The organism is Promicromonospora sp. NPDC019610, assembly GCF_044389365.1.
Classification (GTDB): Bacteria; Actinomycetota; Actinomycetes; order Actinomycetales; family Cellulomonadaceae; genus Promicromonospora.
The window spans coordinates 917219-942196 of sequence record NZ_JBIRXX010000001.1; the positions used below are offsets into that span (position 1 = coordinate 917219).

A 24978-nucleotide genomic window follows, 5' to 3' on the forward strand; every position below is an offset into this window, starting at 1 on the left:
GCAAGCCCCCTGCGCCGAGTCAGGGGCGGGGTCCGACCAACCCCCTGACTCGGCAAGCCCCGCTCGCCGAGTCAGGGGTGTAGTCCCATCCGACAGCCACAACGACGTGACGAAAGGAATTACAACGATGAAGAGATCGACGAGACGCAGGACCGCCCTGGTGGCGGCAGCACTGACCCTGGGGCTGGCGGCCCCGGGGGTCGCGGCGGCGACGACGTCCGCAGTCGTCCCCGCCGGACCGGCGGCCGCCGTGGATGCCGAGCACGCCGCCTACTTCTTCCCCTACTTCACGGGCGAGTCCACCGCGGACGGCGAGACCATCTCGTTCGCCGTCTCGGACGGCCCCGACCCGCTGGAGTGGACCACCCTGAACGGCGACGAGCCCGTGCTCACCTCCGACCTCGGGACTAAGGGCCTGCGCGACCCGTTCCTGATCCGCGGCGGCGACGGCACCTACTACCTGCTCGCCACCGACCTGCAGATCTACGGCGGCGGCAACTTCGGCGACGCCCAGGAGACCGGCAGCCGGTCGATCATGGTCTGGGAGTCCAGCGACCTGGTGAACTGGGGCGAGCAGCGCGAGATCGAGCTCGCGCCCGAGAACGCCGGCAACCTCTGGGCACCCGAGGCCTTCTGGGACGAGGCGGCGGGGGAGTTCGTCGTCTACTGGGCCTCGGCGCTCTACCCCGAGGACGTCCCGCCCGCCGAGCGCGACATCCGCGACTCCTACCAGCGCATGCTGTACGCCACGACCACCGACTTCGAGACGTTCTCGGAGCCACAGCCCTGGATCGACGAGCCGCAGGGCGACGGCCTCGGCATGATCGACTCCACGGTCGCGCAGGAGGACGGCGTCTACTACCGCCTCACCAAGGACGAGTCGTACATGGGGATGCGGCAGGAGTCGTCCACCGACCTGCGCCGCACCCAGGGCGTGACCGAGGGCGACGGCTGGGACCTGATCAAGGAGCGCATCGGCTTCGGGCAGCCCAACCCGTGGGGCGGCACGTTCACCGGGGGCGAGGGACCGACGGTGTTCCCGTCGCTCACCGACGACCGCTGGTTCCTGCTCCAGGACCAGCCCAGCTACCACGGCGGCCAGGGCTACATGCTCTTCGAGACCGACGACCTGAGCAGCGGCGAGTGGACGGCGAACCTCGACGCGATCCTGCCCGCCAGCCCGCGGCACGGGACGGTCCTGCCGATCACCGCCGAGGAGCGGGAGCGGCTGCTCGCCGCGTACCCGCCCGCCGAGACCCCGGTCCAGGAGCACACGCTCGACGTCGACGCCGACGCCGCCGGCACGGAGATGAGCGACGACCTCTACGGCGTCTTCTACGAGGACATCAACTACGCGGCCGACGGCGGCCTGTACGCCGAGCTGGTCCGCAACCGGTCCTTCGAGTTCGCCGCGACCGACAACGCGAGCTTCACCGGCATGACCGGCTGGGACGTGGTGCAGCGCGGCTCGGCAGGCACCACCGTCGTCGAGTCCGAGCGCGGCGAGTGGCTCAACGACAGCAACCGGGCCTACCTGTCGGTCGAGGCCGACGGCCCCGGCGTCGGCGTCCGGAACGCCGGCTACAACGAGGGCTTCGCCCTCGAGAAGCGCGCGAGGTACGACTTCTCCGTGTTCGCCCGGGCCGAGCGCGGGCAGCGCCTCACCGTCAGCCTGGAGTCGCCGGACGGCGGGACCACCTACGCCTCCACGACCGTGAGCGTCAACGGCTCCGACCGCTGGAAGAAGCACACGGCCACCCTCACCGCGAACCGCACCGTGCACGACGCCCGGCTCGTGGTGACCGGCGGCGCTCGCGGCACGCTGCGCCTGGACATGGTCTCGCTGTTCCCGCGCGACACCTGGGTGGGCCCGGTCAACGGCCGCTCGGCGCTGCGCAAGGACCTCGCGGAGAAGGTCGCCGACCTGGAGCCGTCGTTCCTGCGGTTCCCCGGCGGCTGCGTCACCAACGTGGGCACCTTCGACACGTACCTGGAGTCGGACGGTGCCGACCGCCGTCGGACCTACCAGTGGAAGGAGACCATCGGGCCGGTCGAGGAGCGGCCCACGAACTGGAACTTCTGGGGCTACAACCAGACCTACGGCCTGGGGTACCTGGAGTACTTCGAGTTCGCGGAGGACCTGGGCGCGACGCCGCTGCCCGTGCTCTCGGTGGGCGCAAACGGCTGCGGCAGCACCATCCCCGAGATGACCGACGACGCCCGCATCGACCGCTGGGTGCAGGACACCGTGGACCTCATCGAGTTCGCCAACGGGTCCGTGCGCACCGAGTGGGGCAAGGTACGCGCCTCGCTGGGGCACCCCAAGCCGTTCGGCCTGAAGTACATCGGCCTGGGCAACGAGGAGAACACGGACACCTTCCAGGCCAACTTCCCGCGGTTCCGCGACGCCGTCGAGGCGGCCCACCCGGAGGTCACCGTGATCTCCAACTCCGGCCCGGACGACACCGGCGCCCGCTTCGAGGAGCTGTGGGACTTCAACCGCGAGCAGGGCGTCGCGATGGTCGACGAGCACTACTACAACGACCCGTCGTGGTTCCTGTCGAACACCGAGCGGTACGACTCCTACGACCGCGCGGGGCCGCACGTGTTCCTCGGTGAGTACGCCTCGCGGGGCAACGCGTGGTCGAACGCGCTGTCCGAGGCCGCGTACATGACCGGGATCGAGCGCAACTCCGACCTCGTGGAGCTCGCGTCCTACGCCCCGATGTTCGCCAACGAGGACTACGTGCAGTGGTCCCCGGACATGATGTGGTTCGACAACGACGAGTCGTGGGGCTCGACGTCGTACTGGACGCAGAAGATGTTCATGACGAACACGGGCGACCGGGTGGTGCCGTCCGCGCACGACGGCCCGGAGGAGACGCCCGCGGACCTCTCGGGCGGCATCTTCCTGTCCACGTGGAACACCCGGGCGGCGTACGACGACGTCGTGGTCACCGACAACGCGTCCGGCGACGTGCTCTTCTCGGACTCGTTCGACGACGCGTCCGGCTGGGACCCCCAGTCCGGCACGTGGGCCGTGGCGGACGGCGAGTACGTGCAGTCCGCCGGGAACGTCACCGACGCCCGCTCGATCATCGCGGACGCGTACGCCAAGGACTGGGACAACTACACCCTGGAGCTCGACGCCCGGAAGCTGGGCGGCAGCGAGGCGTTCCTGATCGGCTTCGCCGCCGGCGGCCGGGACGACTTCTACTGGTGGAACCTCGGCGGGTGGAACAACACCCGGCAGGCGCTCCAGCGGGCCGACAACAGCTCGGCGAACGAGGTGGCGGCCGTGGAGGGGCACTCCCTGCAGACCGGCCGGGACTACCACGTCAAGATCGTGGTCTCGGGGCGCACCATCCGGCTCTACCTCGACGGCGCGCTGCAGATGACGTACACCGAGCCGACCACCGAGTCGCTGTACCAGGTGGTCACGCGCGACGAGCGCACGGGCGACCTGGTGCTCAAGGTGGTCAACCCGTACGAGTCGGTCGCGCGCACGGCGGTCTCGGTGGCGGGGGCCGCGCTGACCTCCCGTGCCGAGGTCACGGAGATGAGCGGGGCGCCGTCGGCCAGGAACACCAAGACCCAGCCCGAACGGGTGGTACCCGTCGAGAGCCGGACGCGGCTCGACGTGTCCCGCTCCGGTGACGGGTCGGAGTTCACGTACGACTTCCCGGCCCACTCGATCACGTTCCTGCGTCTTCAGGAGCGTTAGCCGGTTCACGCCCACGGGACCACCGTCACCCCGTACGGTGGTCCCGTGAGCAAGCTGCCCGAGGACGTCCGGGAACGCCCCATGCCTGATCCTGCCGAGCTGCGTCAGCTGGTCGCCGACCTCCGCCGCCTGGTGCTGACCTACAAGTTCGGGATCGACGAGGTCATGACCAAGATCTCGATCCTCCGGGACGAGTTCCGGCACATGCAGAACTACAACCCCGTGGAGCACGTGGGGTCGCGGCTCAAGTCGTTCGAGTCGATCGTCGCCAAGTGCCGGCGCAAGGGGATCCCGCTGACGCCGGAGGGCGTGCGCGAGCAGATGTTCGACGTCGCCGGGGTGCGGATCACCTGCAGCTTCGTCAACGACATCTACCTGGTGCGCGACATGCTGCTCCAGCAGACGGACCTGACGCTGCTGGAGGAGCGCGACTACATCAAGCACCCGAAGGCGACGGGGTACAAGTCGCTGCACCTCATCGTGCAGATCCCCGTGTACCTGTCCGACCGGGTCGAGAAGGTGATCGTCGAGATCCAGCTCCGGACCATCGCCATGGACTTCTGGGCGAGCCTGGAGCACAAGATCTACTACAAGTACGACGGCGACGTGCCGCGGCACCTCACCGACTCACTCAAGCTCGCCGCCGACGTCGCGTGGTCGCTCGACACCTCGATGGAGCGCATCCATGACGAGGTCAAGGCGATCTCGGGCGACGAGGAGCCCGTGGCCAGCCGGCACAACCTGCACACGCCGGAGGAGATGCTGCGCGACTTCTGGCGCGCGGCGGAGGCCGACGGCGGCTTCGGCTTCGACAGCGAGACCTGACCGGCGGCCGGTCGAGCCTTTTGCTGGTCGAGCTTGTCGAGACCCAGGTCTCGACAAGCTCGACCGTCGACGACGCGCTATCGCGAGGTGAGGTTGCCCGACAGTGCTGTCCACGACTCCGGCGGCAGCGTCACCGTCGTGGTCGTGCCGTCGCCCGCCGCGACCCGGCCGGCGACGTCGAACGCGCCCCAGTGCTTCTCGGCCACCTTCGCCGCGTGCTCCGGGCCGGCGACGGCGGGCTCGTGGTCGGCCGTCATCGACCAGCCCTTGGTGATCCCGAGCGCCGCGCCCAGGTGCGCCAGCTCGACCTCGACCGGCTCAGGGGAGCGGTTGGTGAGGAACAGCGCCACGGCCCCGTCCGACAGCGTGGCCGCCGCCGTCACCGACGGCACCTCGCCGTGGGCCTTGGTCGTGATCGGGGGCGTGGTCACGCGCAGGTCGAGCGACTCACCCTGCGCGAGCCGCGCCGTCGTCGCGAACGGGTGGAACGTGGGCTGCCGCCACGCCTCGCCGGCCGGTTCGGTCATGATCGGCGCGATGACGTTGACGAGCTGGGCCAGGCAGGCCACGGGCACCCGGTCGGCGTGGTTGAGCAGCGTGACCAGCAGGTCGCCCACCACGACGGCGTCGAGCCCCGAGTAGACGTCCTCGATGATGCGCGGGGCGTCCCGCTGGATCGGCAGGTTCTCCTCGCCCGGGAACCGCGTGGTCAGGTACCAGACGTTCCACTCGTCGAAGCTGACGGTGATCTTCTTGTCCGAGCGGCGCTGTGCCCCCACGGCGTCGGCCGAGGACACGACCCGCTCGATGAACCGGTCCATCGCGGTGCCCGAGCCGAGGAACGACGCGCGGTCGCCGTCGACCTCCTCGTAGTAGGCGTGCATCGAGATGTGGTCCACCAGGTCGTACGTGTACTCGAGGACGATGCGTTCCCACTCGCCGAACGTGGGCATCTGCATCGAGGAGGAGCCGCACGCGACCAGCTCGATCGACGGGTCCACGAGCTTCATCGCGGCGCCGGCGTTGCGGGCGAGCTTGCCGTACTCGTGCGCGTCCTTGTGCCCGATCTGCCACGGGCCGTCCATCTCGTTGCCGAGGCACCAGAGCTTGACGCCGTACGGCTTCTCGCGGCCGTTGGCGATGCGCAGGTCGGCCCAGCGGGTGCCGGCCTCGCCGTTGCAGTACTCCAGGAGCGCCACGGCCTCCTCGACGCCGCGCGTGCCGAGGTTGACCGCCATCATCGGCTGGATGCCCTCGCGCTCGGCCCACTGCAGGAACTCGTCGGTGCCCACGAGGTTGGGCTCCACGGTGCGCCAGGCGAGGTCGAGGAACGGCTTGCGCTGCTCCACGGGCCCGACGGCGTCCTCCCACCGGTAGTTCGACACGAAGTTGCCGCCGGGGTACCGGACGGTCGTGACGCCCAGCTCGCGGGTCAGGTCGGCGACGTCGCGGCGGAAGCCGTGCTCGTCCGACGTCGGATGGCCGGGCTCGTGGATGCCCGTGTACACGGCGCGGCCCAGGTGCTCCACGAAGGAGCCGAAGAGGCGGCGGTCGACGGCGCCCACGGTGAAGTCGGGGTGCAGCAGGACGCGGGTGCGGGAGGTCGTCATTGTTCCTCGCTGATCGGTCGGCGGTTCTACAACGTTGCACACTAGCCGATGGACGGCGCGGCAGCGATGCCCGTCCTCTACCCTGTGGAAAAACCGGACGAGCGGAGGCAGGCAGCGTGGCCGTGACGATGCACGACGTGGCGCAGCGCGCGGGCGTCTCCATCAAGACCGTGTCGAACGTGGTGAACGGCTACCCGTACATCCGCGCCGCCACGAAGGAACGCGTCGAGGCCGCGATCGAGGAGCTGGGCTACCGCGTCAACATGTCCGCGCGGAACCTGCGCGCGCGGCGGACCGGGCTGATCACGCTCGCGGTCCCCGAGCTGTCGCTCCCGTACTTCGCGGAGCTGGCCGACGCCGTCATCTCGGCCGCCGACGCCGCGGGCTGGACCGTGCTCATCGAGCAGACCAGCGCCAGCCGCGAGCGGGAGACCGAGGTGCTCTCGGGCCGGCGCCGCCACCTGACCGACGGGCTGATCTTCTCGCCGCTGGCGCTCGGCCCCGACGACATCGGTCTGTTCTCGGTGGACTTCCCGCTGGTGATCCTCGGCGAGCGTGTCTTCGGCGCGCCCGCGGACCACGTGACGATGAACAACGTGGCCGCGGCCAAGGCGGCGACGCTCCACCTGGCGTCGCTCGGGCGACGGCGGATCGCGGTGATCGGGGCGCACGAGGGGGAGCAGGTCGGGTCGGCAGCGCTGCGGACCGAGGGCTACCGCGAGGGGCTGGCGGAGGCTGGGCTGCCGTTCGACCCGGCGCTGGTCGGCGAGGCTGGCCCCTGGCACCGCTCGACCGGCGCCGAGACGATGAGCCGGATGCTCGACGACGGTGTGGAGATCGACGCCGTCTTCGCCCTCAACGACGCCCTGGCGCTCGGCGCCCTGCACGCCCTGCACGCCCACCGGATCGACGTGCCGGGGCAGGTCGCCCTCATCGGGTTCGACGACGTCGACGACGCGCGGTACTCCGTCCCCGCGCTCTCCTCCGTGGACCCGGGCAGGGACCAGATCGCGCACACCGCGGTGGAGCTGCTGCTGGAGCGCATCGGCGCGTCCGGCGACCCGGCGCCGTTCCGCAGGGTGGTTCCCGACTCCCGGATCGTGGGGCGCGAGTCCACGGGCGAGCCGGGCGACGTGGTGGGCGTCCAGCCGGGCGGCGTCGAACAGGTCGCGGCAGACCTCACCTGGGCCTGACGGCCGATGACCGCGGCCGGCCTCTGCCGGGCCGCCGGGCGGGTCGACGGCGCGGGTGAACTTCGCCTCTTTTTTCAGGTCGTGCTGCCGCTGCTGCGGCCGGCGATCGTGACCGTCCTGCTCCTGACGACGGTCGCGCCATGGAACAACTTCGTCCTCCCGCTGGCGGTCCTGCGCGACCCCGACCTGCTGCCGGTGACGGTCGGCATCTACGACTGGCAGGCCCTCTCGAACGCCGGCGCGGGTGGTGAGCAGGTGTGGAACCTGATCGTCACGGGGTCGTTCCTGTCGGTGGTTCCGCTGGTCGCAGCGTTTCTCTCGTTGCAGAGGTACTGGCAGGGCCGGCTGTCGCTCGGCAGCGTCCGGTGACGTCGGCCGGCCCGCGTGGCGGGCCGGCCGAGCCCGTGCTTCCTTGACACATGTCTTGAACGGTTGACGGTCTCGATGCCGTAACCATTCAAGAAGGCTCCCTTACTTTTCCCGGACCACGGCTACGGTGAACCCCGTCACCGATGGGTCGTGGCGGGGTTCAGCCCACGCGACTTTGACCAATGGGCTTGTGAGCGTTCACAATCTGTTGCGTTCACAAAGTGAAGTCGGCCGGGTTGCAGAGACGTTGCCCGGGCAACACTCGAAGAGGAGAAGTCATGGCAAGGAAGCTGTGGGCTACGCGTGGTCTGGCCGCGCTGGCAACGGGCGCGATGGCCGTCTCGCTCGCCGCATGCGGCGGTGGCGGTGCCGGTGCGGGTGGCGGCGCTGACGGTGGCGGTGCCGGGGACGGCGAGGCCGGCGGCCTCGTGGGTGTGGCCATGCCCACCCAGACGTACGAGCGCTGGATCGCCGACGGCGACGCCGTGAAGACGGGTCTTGAGGACGCCGGGTACGACGTCGACCTGCAGTTCGCGGGCGACGACATCCCGACCCAGCAGCAGCAGATCGACGCGATGATCAACAAGGGTGCCGAGGCGCTCATCATCGCCTCGATCGACGGCACCGCGCTGGGCAGCCAGCTCGAGGCCGCCGCCGCCGCGGACATCCCGGTCATCTCCTACGACCGCCTGATCCGCGACTCGGAGAACGTCGACTTCTACGTCACGTTCGACAACTACGAGGTCGGCGTGCAGCAGGGCACCTCGCTGCTGACCGGCCTGGGCATCCTCGACGAGAACGGCGAGGAGGCCGCGGACGCGCCCGAGGGCCCGTTCAACATCGAGCTGTTCGCCGGCTCGCCCGACGACAACAACGCCGGGTTCTTCTTCGACGGCGCCATGTCCGTGCTCCAGCCGTACATCGACGACAAGACGCTCGTCGTGCCCTCGAAGCAGGTCGACTTCGACACCGTCGCCATCCAGCGCTGGGAGCAGGAGCGTGCCCAGAAGCGCATGGAGGACCTGCTGACCGCCACGTACACCAAGGGTGACGTGACCGTCGACGGCGTGCTGGCCCCGGCCGACGTGATCTCGCGCGGCATCATCACGGCCCTCGAGAACTCCGGCTACGGCAAGGGCGACCTCGCCATGCCGATCATCACCGGCCAGGACGCCGAGGCGTCGTCGGCCAAGCTGATCGTCGACGGTGCTCAGTACTCGACGATCTTCAAGGACACGCGACTGCTGGCCGAGCAGGCCGTCACCGCCGCCACGTCCTTCCTCGAGGGCAACGAGCCCGAGGCGAACGACACCGAGACGTACGACAACGGCGTCAAGGTCGTGCCGTCGTACCTGCTGCCCACGGTGATCGTCACCAAGGACAACCTGCAGGCCGAGCTGATCGACTCCGGTTACCTCACCGAGGACGAGGTCGCCTCCGGTCAGGTCGACGAGTAGGTCTGACCTCCTCGCGACACCGGCTCGACACCGCTGACCCCGCGTCAGGCCGTCAGGCCACCTCCGGGTGACCTGACGGCCTGACCCGGGGCCGTCGGACGGGCACGGCCTCGCACCCTCTCTATTGGCGACAAGTACGCGACAAGGACTGGCATGGCCGATTCGGCGCCGACCGACATCCTCGAGATGCGCGGCATCACCAAGACATTTCCTGGGGTCAAGGCACTCCAGGACGTCAACCTCACCGTCCGCCGGGGCGAGATCCACGCGATCTGCGGCGAGAACGGGGCGGGCAAGTCCACCCTGATGAAGGTGCTGTCGGGTGTGTACCCGTATGGCACCTACGAGGGCGACATCGTGCTCGACGGCGAGACCGCCCAGTTCGGCACGATCAACGACTCCGAGGCGCTGGGCGTGGTGATCATCCACCAGGAGCTCGCCCTCGTCCCGTACCTGTCGATCGCCGAGAACATCTTTCTCGGGAACGAGCGCGTCCGGGCCGGCGGCGCCATCGACTGGAACCGGACCAACGCCGAGGCGGCCGAGCTGCTCGCGCGGGTGGGTCTGAGCGAGTCGCCCACGACGCCGATCTCCGCGCTGGGCGTGGGCAAGCAGCAGCTCGTGGAGATCGCCAAGGCGATCTCCAAGGACGTGCGCCTGCTCATCCTCGACGAGCCGACGGCGGCGCTGAACGACAACGACTCCGAGCACCTGCTCAGCCTGCTCCGGCAGTTCAAGGAGCAGGGGATCACCTCGATCATGATCTCCCACAAGCTGGCCGAGATCGCCGAGATCGCGGACCGCACCACCATCATCCGCGACGGCCGGTCGATCGAGACCTTCGACATGGCCACCGCGGGCGCGTCGTCCGAGGCGGTGCAGAACCGCATCATCCGCGGCATGGTGGGTCGGGACCTCGACAACCGCTACCCCGACCGCGTGTCGAACCCGGGCGAGGAGGTGCTGCGCGTCGAGGACTGGACGGTGTACCACCCGACCCAGCCCGGGCGCGTCATCGTCGAGAAGGCGAACCTGAACGTCCGCGCCGGCGAGGTGGTCGGCATCGCCGGCCTCATGGGCGCCGGGCGCACGGAGCTCGCGATGTCGCTGTTCGGCCGCTCCTACGGGCGGGACATCAGCGGCACGGCGTACATCCACGGCCAGCCGGTCGACGTGCACAACGTGCCGGACGCGATCAGGGCGGGTATCGCCTACGTGTCGGAGGACCGCAAGCAGTACGGGCTCAACCTCATCGAGGACATCCGCCGGAACATCTCGGCGGCGGGCCTCGGCAAGCTGTCCAAGAACGGCTTCGTGGACGAGAACGAGGAGCTCAAGGTCGCGGAGGAGTACCGCGCGTCCATGAACATCCGCACCCCCAACGTGCTGGTGGAGGTGGGCAAGCTCTCGGGCGGCAACCAGCAGAAGGTGGTGCTGTCCAAGTGGCTGTACACCGCCCCTGAGGTGCTGATCCTCGACGAGCCCACCCGCGGCATCGACGTCGGCGCCAAGTACGAGATCTACACCATCATCAACGAGCTGGTCGCTGCCGGGAAGGCCGTGCTGGTCATCTCGTCGGAGCTCCCCGAGCTCCTCGGGATCTGTGACCGCATCTACACCCTGGCCTTCGGCCGCATCACTGGCGAGGTCGACGTGCCCTCCGCCACCCAGGAAGGACTCATGGCTCTCATGACGCAGGAGACCACGCAGCAGACGCAGGAGGCGACGGCATGACCGGCATCGCCAACATCCGGGACCTGCTCACCCGGAACATCCGCACCAGCGGCATCTACATCGCGTTCGTGCTGATCATCGTGCTGTTCTCGGTGCTCACCGACGGACTGCTGCTCAGCTCGCGGAACCTCACCAGCCTCGTGCTGCAGTTCTCGTACATCCTCATCCTCGCCATCGGCATGGTGATCATCATCATCGGCGGGCACATCGACCTGTCGGTGGGGTCGGTGGTCGCGCTGACCGGCGCGGTCGCCGCCGTCGTCGTCATCCGGAACGGCCTGCCCTGGTGGGTCGGCGTCCTCGCCGCGCTCGGTACGGGACTCCTGGTCGGAGCCTGGCAAGGATTCTGGGTCGCGTACGTCGGGATCCCAGCGTTCATCGTGACGCTGGCCGGCATGCTGTTGTTCCGCGGCCTCACGCTCGAGGTGCTGAACAACGTCTCGCTCTCGCCGTTCCCGAGCGAGTACACGAGCATCGCCACCGGCTTCCTCAACGGCCTGCTCGGCGGGTACGGGTACGACACCTTCACGCTCGTCATCTTCGCGATCGGCGTGCTGGGCTTCGCCTACAACGCGTGGCGCACCCGCCGTGCGCGGATCGCCTACAACCAGACGGTCGAGGCTCCGGTGCTGTTCGTGCTGAAGCTGGTCGTGGTCGCCGCCGTCGTCATGTGGTTCGCCTACAACCTCGCCACGTACCGGGGCCTGCCCGCCGTGCTGATCATCCTGGCCGTGCTGGTCCTGGCCTACACGCTGATCACCAAGCACAGCGTGTTCGGCCGCCACGTCTACGCCATCGGCGGCAACCTCGCCGCGGCGCAGCTCTCCGGCGTGCGGGTCAAGCGCGTGAACTTCTGGATGTTCGTGAACATGGGCTTCCTCGCCTCGATCGCGGGCATCGTGTTCTCCGCCCGGTCGAGCGCCGCCCAGCCGGCGGCGGGCAACATGTTCGAGCTCGACGCGATCGCGGCGTGCTTCATCGGTGGCGCCGCCGTGACCGGCGGCATCGGCACCGTGACGGGTGCGATGGTCGGTGGTCTGATCATGGCCGTCATGTCGAACGGCATGTCGCTCATGGGTGTCGACCAGTCGACGCAGCAGATCGTCAAGGGCATCGTGCTGCTCCTGGCCGTCGCGTTCGACGTCTGGAACAAGAAGCGGGCCGCGGCCACCCGCTGACACCCGTCCCGCCGAGGTAGGACCGTGGCGAGGTAGAACCGCAGACCTGTGCTGCGGTTCTACCTCGCCACCGTTCTACCTCGGCGTTCTCGGGGGTGGGCGAGAATGGCGGGATGGCCCACCCTGATCCCGCGCCCCGGCGGGGCCGCCGTCCTGCCGGGCAGGACGCCCGCGCCGAGATCCTGGCCGCCGCCCGCGACGAGTTCGTCGAGAACGGCTACCAGGCGGCCTCGCTCCGGGCCGTGGCCCGGCGCGCCGGGGTGGACCCGGGCACGGTGCGGCACTGGTTCCCCGACAAGGCGCGCCTGCTGACGGCGACGCTCGGCGTCGCGGGGATCGAGCCGGACAAGGTGGTCGAGCGGGTGTCCGCCGGACCGGTCGAGTCGCTCGGGGAGCGCCTCGTGGAGGCGGTGATCGGCATCTGGGACTTCGACGGCGGGGACACCGTCCGCGTGGTCATCCCGGCGGTCATGTCCGACGCCGAGCTGCGCGGCCTGCTGCCGCAGTTCATCGGCGCGGCCATCCTGGCGCCGGTGATGCGCGCCCTCGCCGTCCCGGACGCCCCCCTGCGCACCGCGCTCGTCGCCTCGCAGATGTCGGGCGTGCTGCTCACCCGCTACCTGATCCCGGTGGAGCCGCTCGCCTCGCTCGCCCCGGCCGAGGTGGCGCGGCACGTGGGCCCCACCCTCCAGCGCTATCTCACCGGAACACTCTCCCCCACGGAGGGCGCCGCCGAGGGTCTTGCGCGGTAGCCGCCGCAGGAGCACAATTCCTCACATGAGGAAAAATGCGGTCGTCATCCGGGACCTGCGGGTCGTCCGGGGCGGGAGGCCGATCATCGACGGGCTGGAGCTCGAGGTGCCCGCGGGATCCGTCGTGGGGCTCCTGGGGCCGTCCGGCTCCGGCAAGACGACGCTCATGCGCACCGTCGTGGGTGTGCAGGACAAGGTCACCGGCACCGTCCAGGTGCTCGACGCCGCCGCGGGCAGCCCGGGCCTGCGCCGCAAGGTCGGCTACATGACGCAGGACGCCAGCGTCTACACCGACCTCACCGTGGCCCAGAACCTGCGGTACTTCGCGGCCCTGGCCGGTGTCGCCTCCCCGGCGAAGGCGGTCGCGGCCGCCGTGGCGACCGTCGACCTCGGCGGGCACGAGAAGCAGCGGGTCGGCACGCTGTCCGGCGGCGAGCGGTCCCGCGTCTCGCTGGCCGCGGCCCTGGTCAGCGACCCCGAGCTGCTCGTGCTCGACGAGCCCACGGTCGGCCTCGATCCCGTTCTGCGCCGCGACCTGTGGACGGTGTTCCGGCGCCTCGCGGCCGAGGGGCGCACGCTCCTGGTCTCCAGTCACGTGATGGACGAGGCCACGCAGTGCGACCGCCTGCTCCTGATGCGGGCCGGCAGCCTGGTCGCGGACACGACGCCCGACGACCTGCTGGCCAGCACCGGGGCGCCGGACGCCGAGCGGGCGTTCCTCGCCCTGATCGACGCGGCCGACGCCGCCGCCGACTCCGACGCGGCCGCCGTCGCCGACACCCCGACGCACGAGGAGACCGCACGATGACCCTCACCCTCGCCACCGCCGGCCGCGTGCTGTCCCAGCTCCGCGGCGACCACCGCACGGTCGCCCTCATCCTGCTGCTGCCGTGCCTGCTGATCGGCCTCATCGCCTGGATGTTCCACGACCAGCCCCAGGTGCTCGACCAGTTCGGCCCCATGCTGGTAGGCCTGTTCCCGCTCATCGTGATGTTCCTGGTCACGAGCGTCGCGACGCTGCGCGAGCGGCAGTCGGGCACGCTGGAGCGGCTCATGACCACGCCGATCCGCAAGGGCGACTTCGTGGCGGGCTACGGCCTCGCGTTCGCGACGCTCGCGCTGGTGCAGGCGGGCGTGGTGGTCGGCTTCGCCGTGCTGGTCGGGATGGACGTCGCCGGCCCGCTCTGGCTCGTGGTCGTCGTCGCGCTGCTCGATGCGATCCTCGGCTGCACCCTGGGTCTGGCCGCCTCCGCGCTGGCCCGGAGCGAGTTCCAGGCGGTGCAGATGATGCCCGCGATCCTGTTCCCGCAGCTCATCACCTGCGGCCTCCTCATGCCGCGCGACCAGATGCCCGAGGTCCTGGAGTGGCTGTCCCGGGTCTTCCCGCTCACCTACGCCATCGAGGCGATGACGTCCCTCGCCGCGGGGGACGAGTGGGCCGACATCCGCGGTGCCGTCGGCGTGATCGTCCTGTTCATCGTGGGCGCGGTGGTGCTGGGCATCCTCACGCTCCGCCGCCGCACGGCGTGACCCGTGTCAGACGTACAGGTCCCTGGAGGGACCTGTACGTCTGACACGTCGTCAGTGGAGGTGCAGGGCCGTCTCGACGTCGCCCCAGTGCACGTACGAGAAGCCCGTGGCGTCCCGGTCCGGGTCGACGTCGGGGCCGGTCTCGGGCTCGTCGTGCGTCACCAGCAGACCGGACTCGTACTCGCCGACGGGCGCGTTGGACACCGCGAGGCCGTCCGAGCCGTCGACGTCGTCCACGCCGTCGCCCGCCACGCGGAAGGTGCCGAGCGAGCGGTTGCCGCCGGTCAGGGCGTAGACGCCGTAGGTGTCGTCGCCCTGGCTGGAGACGATGACGTAGCCCGCGCGGCCTGGGCCGTACCAGATGTCGACGCCCTCGGCGTCGGCGGTCAGGTTCGTCCCGCCGTACGACGGCGCCGCCGGGTCCACCGGGGCGCACTCCTCGGTCTCGGGGTCGTAGGCGTCGTGCACGCCGAAGTCGCGGACCTTGTCGACGAGGCGCGGCGCGCCGGAGCCGAGCGGCAACGGCACGCGCCACAGGCCGACGTCCTCCTGCGTGGCATACAGCGTGCCGGTGCGCCGGTCGACCGCGACCCCCTCGAGCTGCGGCTCGACGCCCGGCTCCTCGCACGGCACCCAGGTGGTGCCGTCCGGCAGGCGGAACTCGCCGGGGAGCTCCAGGTGCTCGATGTCGGTGTAACCCACGCCGTCCGGCCCGGTCGTCAGCCGCGCCGTCGCGATGGTGGTGCTGCCCTCCTGGGTCACGACGGCGTACGTGCCGCCGCGCCGCGGCTGGTAGACGGCCAGGCCGTACGCGGTCTGGTCCTCGGCAACCGTCTCCCGGTCCGGGCTGAACAGGAACTCCAGCTCCGGGGCGGTGACCTCGGTGAGCGGCGTCGCGGCGGCCGCCCCCGCGGGGTCGATCGCGAAGAACCGGATCTGGTCGTTGTACCGGTCCGAGACGACGGCGACGTCCGTCGCCCGGCCGTCGACCGCCAGGCCGTGGGCGATGTCCACGTTGTTGAACCGGCCGGGCACGCCGTCCGCGCGCGGGGCCGGCGTGGCCGCGACCGACTGCAGCTCGGCCGCGGCCACGTCGTAGACCCGGAGCCCGCCCTCCTTGGCCGTCGCGACCACGATCGAGCGCTCCGAGTCGTCCGGGTGTACCCAGATCGCGGGGTCGTCGCCGGACGCGTTGCCGCCGGCCTCGTCGTCGTACAGCGGGGGAGTCTCCACCGAGGTGGTGACGGTGATGGTCCGGTGCACTCCGCCGACGCCGCCGGCCCCGGAGGCCGGGCCGTCCGCGACGGCCGACGCGGGTGCCGCGACCGGTGCGAGCAGGGACACGAGCAGCAGGGCGGCCGGCAGGGCGGCGAGGCGACGTCGCATGGCCCCGAGCCTTCCGCCCGCAGGTGTCGTCGACCTGAACTCCACGCGAACGCTTCGGCCGCCGATCCGCCGCTGCGTTCTCCGGCCGCTGCGCTCTCCGGCCGCTGCGTTCTCCGGCCGCGGTGGCCTCCCCTTTGAGGCCCGGCTTTCTCCCCTTTGACGCGCGCCAAAGCGAAGTAATCCGGGCCTCAAAGGGGAGCCGCCGGGCCTCGAAGGTGAGCCGCTGCGGCCGGGGCCGTCAGTCCAGCAAGGGGTCCAGGCCCCACAGGGGGAAGACGGCGCGGCGGGTGGCCTGGACAGCGCGGTCGACCGGGTCGGCCGGGTCGTAGCCGTCGCGCCAGCTCCGGAACGGCACCTCGGCCCTGCCCATCGTGTGGGCGGCCTCCAGGTCCAGGGCCTCGACGGCGTCGCGCCAGGCGGCGGGCAGCTCGCTCCCGCGCTCCACGGGTACGTGCGCGGCCTCGGCGACGAGGGCGGTCCAGGCGAGCGGGACGACGTCGGACACCGCGTACCCGCCGCCGCCCAGGGCGAGCCAGCGGCCGTCGGCGTGCTCGTGCGCGAGGGCGTGCGCCCACTGCTGCGCGGTGCACTGCGCGTCCACGGAGACGTTCAGGTTGGAGAGCGGGTCGCGGCCGTGGGCGTCGCAGCCGTGCTGGGAGACGATCGCCTCCGGGCGGTGCTCCCGGAGCAGCGCGGGCACGACGGCGTCGATCGCCCGCAGCCAGGCCGGCCCCGAGGTGCGTGCCGGGACCGGGACGTTGACGGCGGTGCCCTCGGCCGGGCCGGGCATGCCGACGTCGGCCGAGGCGCCCGTGCCGGGGAACAGGGTGCGGCCGTCCTCGTGGATCGAGAAGGTCAGCACGCGGGGGTCGTCCCAGAAGATCGCCTCGACGCCGTCGCCGTGGTGGGCGTCGAAGTCCAGGTAGGCGACCCGTTCGGCGCCGAGGTCCAGCAGCCGGCGGATCGCGGCGGCCGCGTCGTTGTAGACGCAGAAGCCCGACGCCGCGCCCGGCATCGCGTGGTGCATGCCGCCCGCGACGTTCACGCCGTGCGCGACCTCGCCGCGCCACAGGGCGTCGGCGAGCGCGACGGACCCGCCGACCTGGCGGGCGGCGGCCTCGTGCATCCCGACGAAGAGCGGGTCGTCGTCGGTGCCCAGGCCGCGCATCAGGTCGGGCTCCAGCGTGGTCCCGGCGTGCCGGACGGCGGCGACGTACTCGGCGTCGTGCACCGACTCGATGACGGCGTCGGTCGCGGGCTCGGCGTCCACCACCTCGAGCGTGGGCCGGTCGAGCAGACCGAGTGCCTCGACGAGCCGCATGGTCAGGTCGAGGCGGGCGGGCGACATGGGGTGCCCGGGGCCGAAGTCGTACTCGAGGAGTCGCGGACTCCAGACCAGCCGGGCGAGGTGCACCCGCCCACGGTAACGGACCCGGACTGGGGCGGGTGCCGTGGCCCAGAAACGGCACCGACGGCCTCGGCACCGGCGTTGTGCCCGGCATGCGCCTCGCGGCGTGGCAGAGTAGGGCGTCGATCATCAGGACGCAGCGGAGGGAGCAGGTCGGATGCCGCCGATCTTCCGGCACAGGCTGTTCGGCCTCCGGGAGCTGGTGGACGAGCTGGCGTTCCGTGCTCCGGCGCGCCTGGCCGTCACCGTCTTCGCGGGTGTCATCGGGCTGTTCGCGATCCTGCTGCTGGTGCCGTTCGCGACCGCCGACGGCGAGGGCGCCAGCTTCGTCGACGCGCTGTTCACGGCGGTCTCCGCCGTCTGCGTCACGGGGCTCGTGGTGCAGGACACGGCGACCTACTGGTCGTTCTACGGTCAGGTCGTCATCCTCGCGGGCATCAAGGTGGGCGGCTTCGGCATCATGACCGTCGCCTCGCTGCTCGGCATGATGGTGTCGCGCAAGATCGGGCTGACGCAGAAGCTGCTCACGGCGTCGGAGACCAAGACGAGCCGGCTCGGCGACGTCGGCTCGCTGGTCCGCGTCATCATCGTCACCGCGACCACGCTCGAGCTGTCGATCGCGCTGCTGCTCTTCCCGCGCTTCCTGATCCTCGAGGACAACGTGGGCACGGCGGCCTGGCACTCCCTGTTCTACGGGATCTCCGCCTTCAACAACGCGGGGTTCGTGCCGACGCCCGACGGCCTCATGCCGCACGTGGGCGACTGGACGCTGCTGCTGCCGATCGCGCTCGGCGTCTTCATCGGTGCGCTCGGCTTCCCCGTCATCCTCAACGTCCAGCGGTCCCTGCCCCGGCCGGGGCACCGCTGGCACGGCTGGACCAAGCGGCTGTCGCTGCACAGCAAGCTCACGCTCGTGACCAGCGGCGTGCTGCTCGTGGTCGGCGCCCTGCTGCTCCTGGTCCTGGAGTGGACCAACCCCCGCACGTTCGGGCCGCTCAGCGTCGGCGACAAGCTGCTCGCCGCCCTCTTCGCCGGCATCATGCCGCGCTCGGGCGGGTTCAGCACCGTGGACATCGGCGCGATGCACGAGTCGAGCTGGCTCATCCAGGACGCGCTGATGTTCGTGGGCGGTGGCTCGGCGTCCACCGCGGGCGGTATCAAGGTGACCACGCTCGCGGTCATGCTGCTGGCGATCATCGCCGAGGCGCGGGGCGACCGGGACATCGAGGCGTTCGGTCGCCGGATCCCGCGCGACGTGCTGCGGCTGTCGATCGCGGTGGTGTTCACGGGCGCGAGCATCGTGCTGGTCTCGTGCGTCGCGCTGCTGCAGGTCACCGACCTCCCCCTGTCCAGGGTGCTGTTCGAGGTGCTGTCGGCGTTCGCGACCGTCGGCCTCTCGACCGGCATCACGTTCGACCTCCCCGACGCCGGCAAGTATGTGCTCGCCGCCCTGATGTTCGTGGGGCGCACGGGGGCGGTGACCGTCGTGGCGGTGCTGGCGCTGCGTGACCGGCGGCGCATCGTACGCTTCCCGGAGGAACGACCCATCATCGGGTGAGGCCGGAGTGCAGTGCAGGGTGGGGGCCGAGGAACGAGGAACGCGCCCGGAACGGAACGCAGGCCTCACGCGACAGACAACATCGGGTGAGGCCGGAGTGCAGTGCAGGGTGGGGCCGAGGAACGAGGCACGCGCCCGGAACGGAACGCAGGCCTCATGCGACAGACAACATCGGCTGACAGGAGAGGACTACCGTGCCGGAGAAGAAACCCGAGCGGGACGCGGGTGTGCTCGTGATCGGCCTGGGCAGGTTCGGGTCGGCGATCGGCGCGACCCTGGACCGCCTGGGCCAGGACGTGCTCGCCGTGGAGCAGGACCCCACGCTGGTGGCCCAGTGGTCCGGGCGGCTGCCGCTGGTCGAGGCCGACGCGTCCAACCCGGACGCGCTGGAGCAGCTCGGCGCGAAGGACTTCGGCGTCGCCGTGGTCGGCGTCGGCTCGTCGCTCGAGGCGTCGGTGCTCATCACGGGCAACCTGGTGGACCTGGGCACGCCCCAGATCTGGGCCAAGGCGATCTCCGCCGAGCACGGCCGGATCCTGACCCGGATCGGCGCGCATCATGTCGTCTTCCCGGAGGCGGACGCCGGTTCGCGCGTTGCCCACCTCGTCAGCGGCAAGCTGCTCGACTACATCGAGGTCGAGGACGGCTTCACCATCGTGAAGATGCGCCCGCCCCGTGAGGCGCAGGGCTTCACGCTGGCGCAGTCGAACATCCGCAAGCGGTACGGGATCACCGTGATCGGGGTGAAGTCGCCGGGCGTGGACTTCGTCTACGCGACGCCGGAGACCCGGGTCTCCGCCAACGACCTGCTCGTCTGCTCCGGCCACGCCGACCTGCTGGAGCGGTTCGCGGCCCGGCCCTGAGCGGGGCCGCGGACGGGTCCGTCGGCCGGCCGGGGAGGCAGGTCCGGCGCACCTCACACCGCCGTCGATTACGGGGCGCGCGGCAGAGCAGGTAGCCTAGGTAGCGGACTCCTTTTCGTGTTGGTCGGCCATCGTCACTATGGCGTCACTGTCCCGGACCAACCGTGGACCATTTCGCCGCGCGGCCCGTCGTCGGGCTGCCGCCGACCGACCGACCGAACATTGCGAGGACCTATGGGCTCCGTCATCAAGAAGCGCCGCAAGCGCATGGCCAAGAAGAAGCACCGCAAGCTGCTTCGCAAGACGCGCCACCAGCGCCGCAACAAGAAGTGACGCGCGCGCCGTCGGGCGCGTGACGAGCAGGCCCGGCCCCTTGAGGGGCCGGGCCTTCTTTTTGTGCTCCCGCCAGGGTGTCGAGATCGGTCCCTTGCACCGAGATCGGCCGATCGATGGACCGATCTCGATGCAACCGACCGAACTCGACGCCGGGACAGCCGGGCCTAGTGCCCGCGCAGCCGCCGTCGGGCCGCCCGCAGCACCAGGCCGAGCACCCAGGCCGCCCCGGCCCACGACGCCGTCCGGACCCCCCGCCCGGCCGCGCGCTGCGACCGTCCGCGGAACTCGCGGATGGGCCAGCCGACCTCTTGCGCGTGCCGGCGCAGCCGCAGGTCGGGGTTGATGGGGCAGGGATGGCCCACGGACCGCATCATCGGCAGGTCGTTGAGCGAGTCGCCGTAGGCGTAGCTCTCGTCGAGGTCGATGGCCTCGGCGTCGGCGAGCGAGACGATGGCGTCCGCCTTGGCCTGGCCGTGCATCAGGTCGCCGGTGAGCCGGCCGGTGTAGAACCCGTCCTTGTGCTCGGCCACGGTGCCGAGCCCGCCCGTGGCGCCGAGGCGGCGGGCGATGAGCTGCGCGATCTCCACGGGCGTGGCCGTCACCAGCCACACCTGGTGGCCGGCCGCGATGTGCTCGTCCAGCAGCCGGCGCGTGCCGGGGTAGATCCGCAGCGAGAGGACGGCGTCCCACACCTCCTCGCCGAGGGTGGCGATCTCCGCGACGCTGCGCCCCGCGATGAGCGAGAGCGCGCGGTCGCGCACCTGGTCGATCTCCTCGCGGTTCTCGCCCCACAGCAGGTATCGCGCCTGGATCAGGGCGAACCTCAGGATGTCCCGCGTACCGAAGAACTTGCGCTGGTACGCCGACTTGGCCAGGTGAAAGGCGCTCGCACCGCGGATGATCGTGTTGTCGACGTCGAAGAACGCCGCGGTGGCGGACGAGGGGAGCGTCGACGGCATGGAGGTCACTCTATCGGCGTGCCACAGCACGCAAGTCCTCGCCGGGCACCGGCGCAGAAGCGCTGGTAGAACCGGGGAGTGACGCAGAACATCCGGACCTCCGAGGGGGCCGCGCTCGCGCGGTTCCTTCACCTGCTGGTCGCGGTGCTCGCCCTCGGCGGCTTCGCTATCGAGTTCGTCATCGCGCTGACCAGCGGCCCAGGGTTAGCCCCCACGCACGCCGAACGGATGGTCCGGTTCTTCAGCTACTTCACCATCCAGTCGAACCTCCTCGTCGGCGGGACGTCGCTGGCGCTCGTGCTCGACCCCCGCAGGGACGGCCCGGTGTTCCGCGTGCTGCGTCTCGACGGCCTGCTGTGCATCGCCGTCACGGGGATCGTCTACAACACCGTGCTCCGCGGCCTCGAGATGGTGGGCGGCGCCGGGCCGGTGCCGAACACGATGCTGCACGTCCTGGCGCCGCTGTTCGCGGTGGTCGTCTGGGTGTGGGTGGGCCCGCGCCCCCGCATCACGGCGGCCACGGTGTGGTGGTCGGTGGCGTACCCCGTCGCCTGGCTGGTCTACACGTTCGTGCGCGGCGCGGTCACGGGCTGGTACCCGTACCCGTTCCTGGACGCAGGCGACCTGGGTCACGCGGGCGCGCTGACCAACGCGGCCGGCGTCGCCGTGGTCTTCCTCGTGCTGGCCTGGGGCGTGCGCTGGGCGGACGGGCGGCTGCCGGACACCGACCGTTCGCTGGCCCGCACGTGACGTAACCTCGGGGCGTGACCACTGCCGCCGAGACCCGGGTCGTTCTCTACACACGCGAGGCGTGCCATCTGTGCGAGGACGCACGCGCCGTCGTCGAGAAGGTGTGCGAGAGCTCGGGGACCGCGTGGCGCGAGGTCGACATCGACAGCGCGCCCGAGCTGCGCGACAAGTACGGGGAGTACGTCCCCGTGCTCGAGGTGGACGGTGTCCAGCAAGGTTTCTGGCGCGTGGACGGTGCGCGCCTGGCACGCCTCCTGGCATGATCGTCCAGGCAGTGTGTGCGTACGCCCGCGACACAGTGGTCGCGGGGAGGGGAGCAGCACGTGGTCGAACTCAGTGACGGGACAGTCCCGGCAGCAACCGTAGGGAGGCTGCCGTACTACCTGCGCGCCCTGCGTGACCTCGCGGCCGAGGGGGTGGACCTCACCTCCTCGACGGAGCTCGCCGAACGGTCGGGCGTGAGCTCGGCGCAGCTGCGCAAGGACCTCTCGTACCTGGGTTCGTTCGGCACGCGCGGCGTCGGGTACGACGTCGAGTCGCTCGCCTCGTACATCACGGTCGCCCTGGGGCTCGAGACGGAGCACCGGCTGGCGATCGTCGGCATCGGCAACCTGGGGCACGCCCTGGCGAACTACTCCGGGTACGCGACGCGCGGCTTCCAGGTCGTGGCGCTGCTCGACGCGTCGCCCGACGTCGTGGGCACGCGCGTGGCGGGCGTGACCGTCGAGCACGTGCGCGGGGTGGCCGAGGTCATCGAGCGCGAGCGGGTGTCCATGGTCGTCCTGGCGCTGCCTGGCCACGGCGCCCAGGACGTGGCCGACGCCGTGGTCGGCTCGGGCGTCCGGGAGATCCTGAACTTCGCGCCGGTGGCGCTCCAGGTGCCGGACGACGTGGTGGTGCGTTCGGTCGACGTCGGCGGCGAGCTGCAGATCCTGGCGTTCCACGCGGCCGCCCGCGCCGCGGCCCTCTGACCCACAAAAAACGCTGAGTGCGGGGTATTTGTTGGATCAAGCAGCTTGATCCAACAAATACCCCGCACTCAGCGGGGGTGGGGTGGGGCTCAGCCCTTGGCGATCGCGCTGACGTCCAGCGTGATCTTGACCTTGTCGCCCACCAGGAAGCCGCCGGTCTCCAGCGTGGCGTTCCACGTGAGGCCGAAGTCCTTGCGGTTGACCTCGAGGTTCGCCTCGAAGCCGGCGCGGTCGTTGCCGAACGGGTCCTTGGCGGTGCCGGTGAACTCGGTCTCGAGCTCGACACCCTTGGTGATGCCGTTGATGGTGAGGTCGCCCGAGATGATGTAGTCGTCGCCGTCGGCCTTGATGTCGGTCGAGGAGAACGTCCAGGTCGGCTTCTCGTCGGCGTGCCAGAAGTCGGCGCTCTTCAGGTGGCCGTCACGACCGGCGTCGCCGGTGCTCACGGAGGCCGCGTCCAGCTCGGCGGTGACGCTCGACGACTCCAGGTCCTCGCCCACCGTGATGGTGCCCGAGGTGACGGCGATGCTGCCGCGCACCTTCGCGATCCCGGCGTGGCGGACGGAGAAGGAGGCAGCGGTGTGGGAGGGGTCGATCTCGTAGACGCCGGTGGTGAGACCTGCGGGGAGCGGGGTGGCCATCAGGGGGACTCCTTGTGGGTGTGACGGTTGAGGTAGATAGTTGAGGGATCAACTAGATCTGCTGCGTTCCAACATAACGGGTCCCGTAACGTATTCCTAGAGGGCGCCCGGCACGTCGCAGATCACATTCGCGCGGCGGGCCATCATGGCTCTCGGCGTGACGGCGACACCCGGGCCGGCCCTCCTGGCAGCTCGGCGAGCACGAAGGCGGTGGGCGAAGTGGCAGCGGAGACGATCCAGGGTTCCGATCTCTGGCTGACCGAGGAGCAGCAGGGCTCCTGGCGGCACTATCTCGAGGGGACCGCGCGGTTCGTGGAGGCGCTCAGCGCGGTGCACGACCGGACCCTCGACCTCTCGCTCGGGGAGTACAGCCTGCTGGTGCAGCTCTCGGAGGCTCCGGAGCGCACCATGCGCATGTCGACGCTCGCGGACGGCCTGGTGCTGTCGCGCAGCCGTCTCACGCACACGGTCGCGCGCATGGAGGCGCGCGGGCTCGTGGAGCGCCGGGCGGCGGAGGGCGACCGGCGCGGCGTGAACTGCACCATGACCGACGCCGGCTACGCGGCGCTGGAGGTGTCGGCGCCCGGCCACGTCGCGGCGGTACGCCGGATCATGGTGGAAGCGCTGGACCCCGAGGAGTTCGCGATGCTCGGGCGCATCATGGCCAAGGTCGCGGAGTCCTCGAAGATGTCGGGCGGCACGGAGGAAGGCCTCACGGCCCTGTGCGACTGAACGCGTCCCGCGGTACGCGACCGACCGCGGCAGCGGGCACGGGTCAGACGCACAGGTCCCCCGGGTGACCTGTGCGTCTGACACGGGGAAGGTGGGGATGATCGGGCCTACTCGGTCAGCACGCGGCTGAACATGGGGCGGTAGGCGTACCCCGCCACCAGGGCGCCGAGGATCGGGAACAGCAGGAACACCCAGAGCTGCCCCCAGGCCCAGCCGCCGGCGTAGATCGCGGTGGCGATGGAGCGGGCGGGGTTCACCGACGTGTTCGTGATCGGGATCGAGACCAGGTGGATCAGCGTGAGGGTCAGGCCGATCGCCAGCGGGGCGAACCCGGGGGAGGCGATCCGCGCCGTCGTGCCGAGGATGACGAACAGGAAGACCGCGGTGAGGACCGTCTCGGTCAGGATCGCGGAACCGAGCCCGAAACCGTCCGGGGAGTGCTCGCCGAAGCCGTTGGCCGCGAAGCCCGACTCGCGTGCCGCGTCGAAGTAGCCGTCCGGCCCGCCGAGGGCGATCAGCGCCAGCACGCTGGAGCCGAGCACGCCGCCGATGATCTGCGCCACGACATAGCCGCCGACGTCGTTCCAGGAGAACCGGCCCGAGGCCGCCAGGCCCAGCGTGACGGCCGGGTTGAAGTGGCCGCCCGAGATCGGGCCGAGCGCGAACGCGCCGACCACGACGGTGAGGCCGAAGGCCAGGGCGACCCCGAGGAAGCCCACGCCCACCGTGTTGGTCTCGGCGTCAGGGAAGTTGGCTGCGAAGACCGCGGTGCCGCAGCCACCCAGCACCAGCACGAACGTGCCCAGCGCCTCGGCAGCCAGGCGTGCGTACATGGCAGGCGATGCTGTCTCACTCATGTGGAGCCCCCTTGCTTGCATCGGACGGTTTCATGGCGAAACCTTTCCGCTGAATGTAGGTCGGCCCTGGCGGATCGGCGCGAGATGACGTAATCCACACTCGCTGGAGGTCACGGGCACCCAGGGTCGGATGGGAGACTGTGGG

23 protein-coding genes are annotated in these 24978 nt (G+C 70.5%); 17 read left to right on the plus strand and 6 right to left on the minus strand.

Going from position 1 to position 24978, the window contains the following annotated elements:
* Positions 1-127: 127 nt before the first annotated feature.
* Together ACH45N_RS03985 and ACH45N_RS03990 are read left to right on the plus strand one after the other, a co-directional pair.
* On the plus strand, positions 128-3724 hold the full coding sequence (locus tag ACH45N_RS03985; protein ID WP_397391377.1) for an alpha-L-arabinofuranosidase C-terminal domain-containing protein: 3597 nt from the start codon (positions 128-130) through the stop codon (positions 3722-3724).
* A 45-nt stretch (positions 3725-3769) separates the two neighbouring features.
* A complete protein-coding gene (locus ACH45N_RS03990) occupies positions 3770-4549 on the plus strand; it encodes a GTP pyrophosphokinase family protein (protein ID WP_397391379.1) in 780 nt (259 codons plus the stop codon).
* A 77-nt stretch (positions 4550-4626) separates the two neighbouring features.
* On the opposite strand, the gene ACH45N_RS03995 is transcribed toward ACH45N_RS03990, so the two are convergent.
* Entirely contained in the window at positions 4627-6159 is a 1533-nt protein-coding gene (locus ACH45N_RS03995) for an alpha-N-arabinofuranosidase (protein ID WP_397391381.1), read from the minus strand.
* Positions 6160-6287: 128 nt separating this feature from the next.
* On the opposite strand from ACH45N_RS03995, the gene ACH45N_RS04000 reads away from it, so the two are divergent.
* The 8 genes from ACH45N_RS04000 (at position 6288) to ACH45N_RS04035 (ending at position 14372) form a co-directional block, all read left to right on the plus strand.
* On the plus strand, positions 6288-7352 hold the full coding sequence (locus tag ACH45N_RS04000) for a LacI family DNA-binding transcriptional regulator (protein ID WP_397393795.1): 1065 nt from the start codon (positions 6288-6290) through the stop codon (positions 7350-7352).
* A 6-nt stretch (positions 7353-7358) separates the two neighbouring features.
* Positions 7359-7721: an ABC transporter permease subunit gene (locus ACH45N_RS04005; protein WP_397391383.1), complete on the plus strand. Its 363-nt coding sequence runs from the start codon at positions 7359-7361 to the stop codon at positions 7719-7721.
* Positions 7722-7999: 278 nt separating this feature from the next.
* Positions 8000-9178, plus strand: a complete 1179-nt coding sequence (chvE, locus tag ACH45N_RS04010) for a multiple monosaccharide ABC transporter substrate-binding protein (RefSeq protein ID WP_397391385.1) — start codon at positions 8000-8002, stop codon at positions 9176-9178.
* A gap of 153 nt (positions 9179-9331) precedes the next feature.
* The gene (gene mmsA / locus ACH45N_RS04015) at positions 9332-10912 is read left to right on the plus strand and encodes a multiple monosaccharide ABC transporter ATP-binding protein (RefSeq protein ID WP_397391387.1); all 1581 of its coding nucleotides are present in this window, start codon (positions 9332-9334) and stop codon (positions 10910-10912) included.
* Complete coding sequence (gene mmsB / locus ACH45N_RS04020; RefSeq protein ID WP_397391389.1) at positions 10909-12090, plus strand: multiple monosaccharide ABC transporter permease; 1182 nt, start codon at positions 10909-10911, stop codon at positions 12088-12090. Before mmsA ends, mmsB begins: the two co-directional genes overlap by 4 nt.
* 113 nt (positions 12091-12203) lie before the next feature.
* Positions 12204-12842, plus strand: coding sequence for a TetR/AcrR family transcriptional regulator (locus ACH45N_RS04025; protein WP_397391391.1), 639 nt, complete (start codon positions 12204-12206; stop codon positions 12840-12842).
* 25 nt (positions 12843-12867) lie between these two features.
* Positions 12868-13650: an ABC transporter ATP-binding protein gene (locus tag ACH45N_RS04030; protein WP_397391393.1), complete on the plus strand. Its 783-nt coding sequence runs from the start codon at positions 12868-12870 to the stop codon at positions 13648-13650.
* Positions 13647-14372 carry an ABC transporter permease gene (locus tag ACH45N_RS04035; protein ID WP_397391395.1) on the plus strand — a complete coding sequence of 242 codons (726 nt, stop codon included), beginning with the start codon at positions 13647-13649 and terminating at the stop codon, positions 14370-14372. The genes ACH45N_RS04030 and ACH45N_RS04035 overlap by 4 nt, the downstream gene beginning before the upstream one ends.
* 51 nt (positions 14373-14423) lie before the next feature.
* Here ACH45N_RS04035 and ACH45N_RS04040 read toward each other — a convergent pair whose 3' ends face one another.
* Together ACH45N_RS04040 and ACH45N_RS04045 are read right to left on the minus strand one after the other, a co-directional pair.
* Positions 14424-15758, minus strand: coding sequence for a phytase (locus ACH45N_RS04040; protein ID WP_397391397.1), 1335 nt, complete (start codon positions 15756-15758; stop codon positions 14424-14426).
* A gap of 238 nt (positions 15759-15996) precedes the next feature.
* Positions 15997-17172, minus strand: a complete 1176-nt coding sequence (locus tag ACH45N_RS04045; RefSeq protein WP_397391399.1) for an acetoin utilization protein AcuC — start codon at positions 17170-17172, stop codon at positions 15997-15999.
* 151 nt (positions 17173-17323) lie between these two features.
* Here ACH45N_RS04045 and ACH45N_RS04050 point away from each other — a divergent pair, with 151 nt between their 5' ends.
* From ACH45N_RS04050 to ACH45N_RS04060, 3 genes are all read left to right on the plus strand, one after another.
* Positions 17324-18724, plus strand: coding sequence for a TrkH family potassium uptake protein (locus tag ACH45N_RS04050; protein WP_397391401.1), 1401 nt, complete (start codon positions 17324-17326; stop codon positions 18722-18724).
* 194 nt (positions 18725-18918) lie between these two features.
* Entirely contained in the window at positions 18919-19587 is a 669-nt protein-coding gene (locus ACH45N_RS04055) for a TrkA family potassium uptake protein (protein WP_020016003.1), read from the plus strand.
* Between the two features lie 234 nt (positions 19588-19821).
* On the plus strand, positions 19822-19920 hold the full coding sequence (locus ACH45N_RS04060; protein WP_003792170.1) for a 30S ribosomal protein bS22: 99 nt from the start codon (positions 19822-19824) through the stop codon (positions 19918-19920).
* A gap of 167 nt (positions 19921-20087) precedes the next feature.
* On the opposite strand, the gene ACH45N_RS04065 is transcribed toward ACH45N_RS04060, so the two are convergent.
* Positions 20088-20882, minus strand: coding sequence for an HAD family hydrolase (locus ACH45N_RS04065; protein ID WP_397391403.1), 795 nt, complete (start codon positions 20880-20882; stop codon positions 20088-20090).
* Positions 20883-20960: 78 nt separating this feature from the next.
* Here ACH45N_RS04065 and ACH45N_RS04070 point away from each other — a divergent pair, with 78 nt between their 5' ends.
* The 3 genes from ACH45N_RS04070 to ACH45N_RS04080 are packed head-to-tail and all read left to right on the plus strand — an operon-like array spanning position 20961 to position 22603.
* Positions 20961-21632, plus strand: a complete 672-nt coding sequence (locus ACH45N_RS04070; RefSeq protein WP_397391405.1) for a Pr6Pr family membrane protein — start codon at positions 20961-20963, stop codon at positions 21630-21632.
* 14 nt (positions 21633-21646) lie between these two features.
* On the plus strand, positions 21647-21895 hold the full coding sequence (locus ACH45N_RS04075; RefSeq protein ID WP_397391407.1) for a glutaredoxin family protein: 249 nt from the start codon (positions 21647-21649) through the stop codon (positions 21893-21895).
* A 60-nt stretch (positions 21896-21955) separates the two neighbouring features.
* Complete coding sequence (locus ACH45N_RS04080) at positions 21956-22603, plus strand: redox-sensing transcriptional repressor Rex (RefSeq protein ID WP_397391409.1); 648 nt, start codon at positions 21956-21958, stop codon at positions 22601-22603.
* Between the two features lie 89 nt (positions 22604-22692).
* Here the strand turns inward: ACH45N_RS04080 and ACH45N_RS04085 are convergent, their stop codons facing one another.
* Positions 22693-23244 (minus strand): YceI family protein, encoded by a 552-nt coding sequence (locus ACH45N_RS04085; protein ID WP_377233887.1) that lies wholly within the window; start codon positions 23242-23244, stop codon positions 22693-22695.
* A gap of 219 nt (positions 23245-23463) precedes the next feature.
* On the opposite strand from ACH45N_RS04085, the gene ACH45N_RS04090 reads away from it, so the two are divergent.
* Positions 23464-23976, plus strand: a complete 513-nt coding sequence (locus ACH45N_RS04090) for a MarR family winged helix-turn-helix transcriptional regulator (RefSeq protein ID WP_397391411.1) — start codon at positions 23464-23466, stop codon at positions 23974-23976.
* Positions 23977-24083: 107 nt separating this feature from the next.
* On the opposite strand, the gene aqpZ is transcribed toward ACH45N_RS04090, so the two are convergent.
* A complete protein-coding gene (gene aqpZ / locus ACH45N_RS04095; RefSeq protein ID WP_397391413.1) occupies positions 24084-24833 on the minus strand; it encodes an aquaporin Z in 750 nt (249 codons plus the stop codon).
* Positions 24834-24978 lie beyond the last annotated feature (145 nt).

Excerpts from the sequence above, each read along its gene's own strand:
- aqpZ (WP_397391413.1), bottom strand. The coding sequence starts at position 24,833 with ATGAGTGAGACAGCATCGCCTGCCATGTACGCACGCCTGGCTGCCGAG.
- chvE (WP_397391385.1), top strand. The coding sequence starts at position 8,000 with ATGGCAAGGAAGCTGTGGGCTACGCGTGGTCTGGCCGCGCTGGCAACG.
- ACH45N_RS04035 (WP_397391395.1), top strand. The coding sequence starts at position 13,647 with ATGACCCTCACCCTCGCCACCGCCGGCCGCGTGCTGTCCCAGCTCCGC.
- ACH45N_RS03995 (WP_397391381.1), bottom strand. The coding sequence starts at position 6,159 with ATGACGACCTCCCGCACCCGCGTCCTGCTGCACCCCGACTTCACCGTG.
- ACH45N_RS04085 (WP_377233887.1), bottom strand. The coding sequence starts at position 23,244 with ATGGCCACCCCGCTCCCCGCAGGTCTCACCACCGGCGTCTACGAGATC.
- ACH45N_RS04005 (WP_397391383.1), top strand. The coding sequence starts at position 7,359 with ATGACCGCGGCCGGCCTCTGCCGGGCCGCCGGGCGGGTCGACGGCGCG.
- ACH45N_RS04025 (WP_397391391.1), top strand. The coding sequence starts at position 12,204 with ATGGCCCACCCTGATCCCGCGCCCCGGCGGGGCCGCCGTCCTGCCGGG.
- ACH45N_RS04040 (WP_397391397.1), bottom strand. The coding sequence starts at position 15,758 with ATGCGACGTCGCCTCGCCGCCCTGCCGGCCGCCCTGCTGCTCGTGTCC.
- mmsB (WP_397391389.1), top strand. The coding sequence starts at position 10,909 with ATGACCGGCATCGCCAACATCCGGGACCTGCTCACCCGGAACATCCGC.
- mmsA (WP_397391387.1), top strand. The coding sequence starts at position 9,332 with ATGGCCGATTCGGCGCCGACCGACATCCTCGAGATGCGCGGCATCACC.
- ACH45N_RS03985 (WP_397391377.1), top strand. The coding sequence starts at position 128 with ATGAAGAGATCGACGAGACGCAGGACCGCCCTGGTGGCGGCAGCACTG.
- ACH45N_RS04000 (WP_397393795.1), top strand. The coding sequence starts at position 6,288 with ATGCACGACGTGGCGCAGCGCGCGGGCGTCTCCATCAAGACCGTGTCG.
- ACH45N_RS04030 (WP_397391393.1), top strand. The coding sequence starts at position 12,868 with ATGAGGAAAAATGCGGTCGTCATCCGGGACCTGCGGGTCGTCCGGGGC.
- ACH45N_RS04050 (WP_397391401.1), top strand. The coding sequence starts at position 17,324 with ATGCCGCCGATCTTCCGGCACAGGCTGTTCGGCCTCCGGGAGCTGGTG.
- ACH45N_RS04065 (WP_397391403.1), bottom strand. The coding sequence starts at position 20,882 with ATGCCGTCGACGCTCCCCTCGTCCGCCACCGCGGCGTTCTTCGACGTC.
- ACH45N_RS04060 (WP_003792170.1), top strand. The coding sequence starts at position 19,822 with ATGGGCTCCGTCATCAAGAAGCGCCGCAAGCGCATGGCCAAGAAGAAG.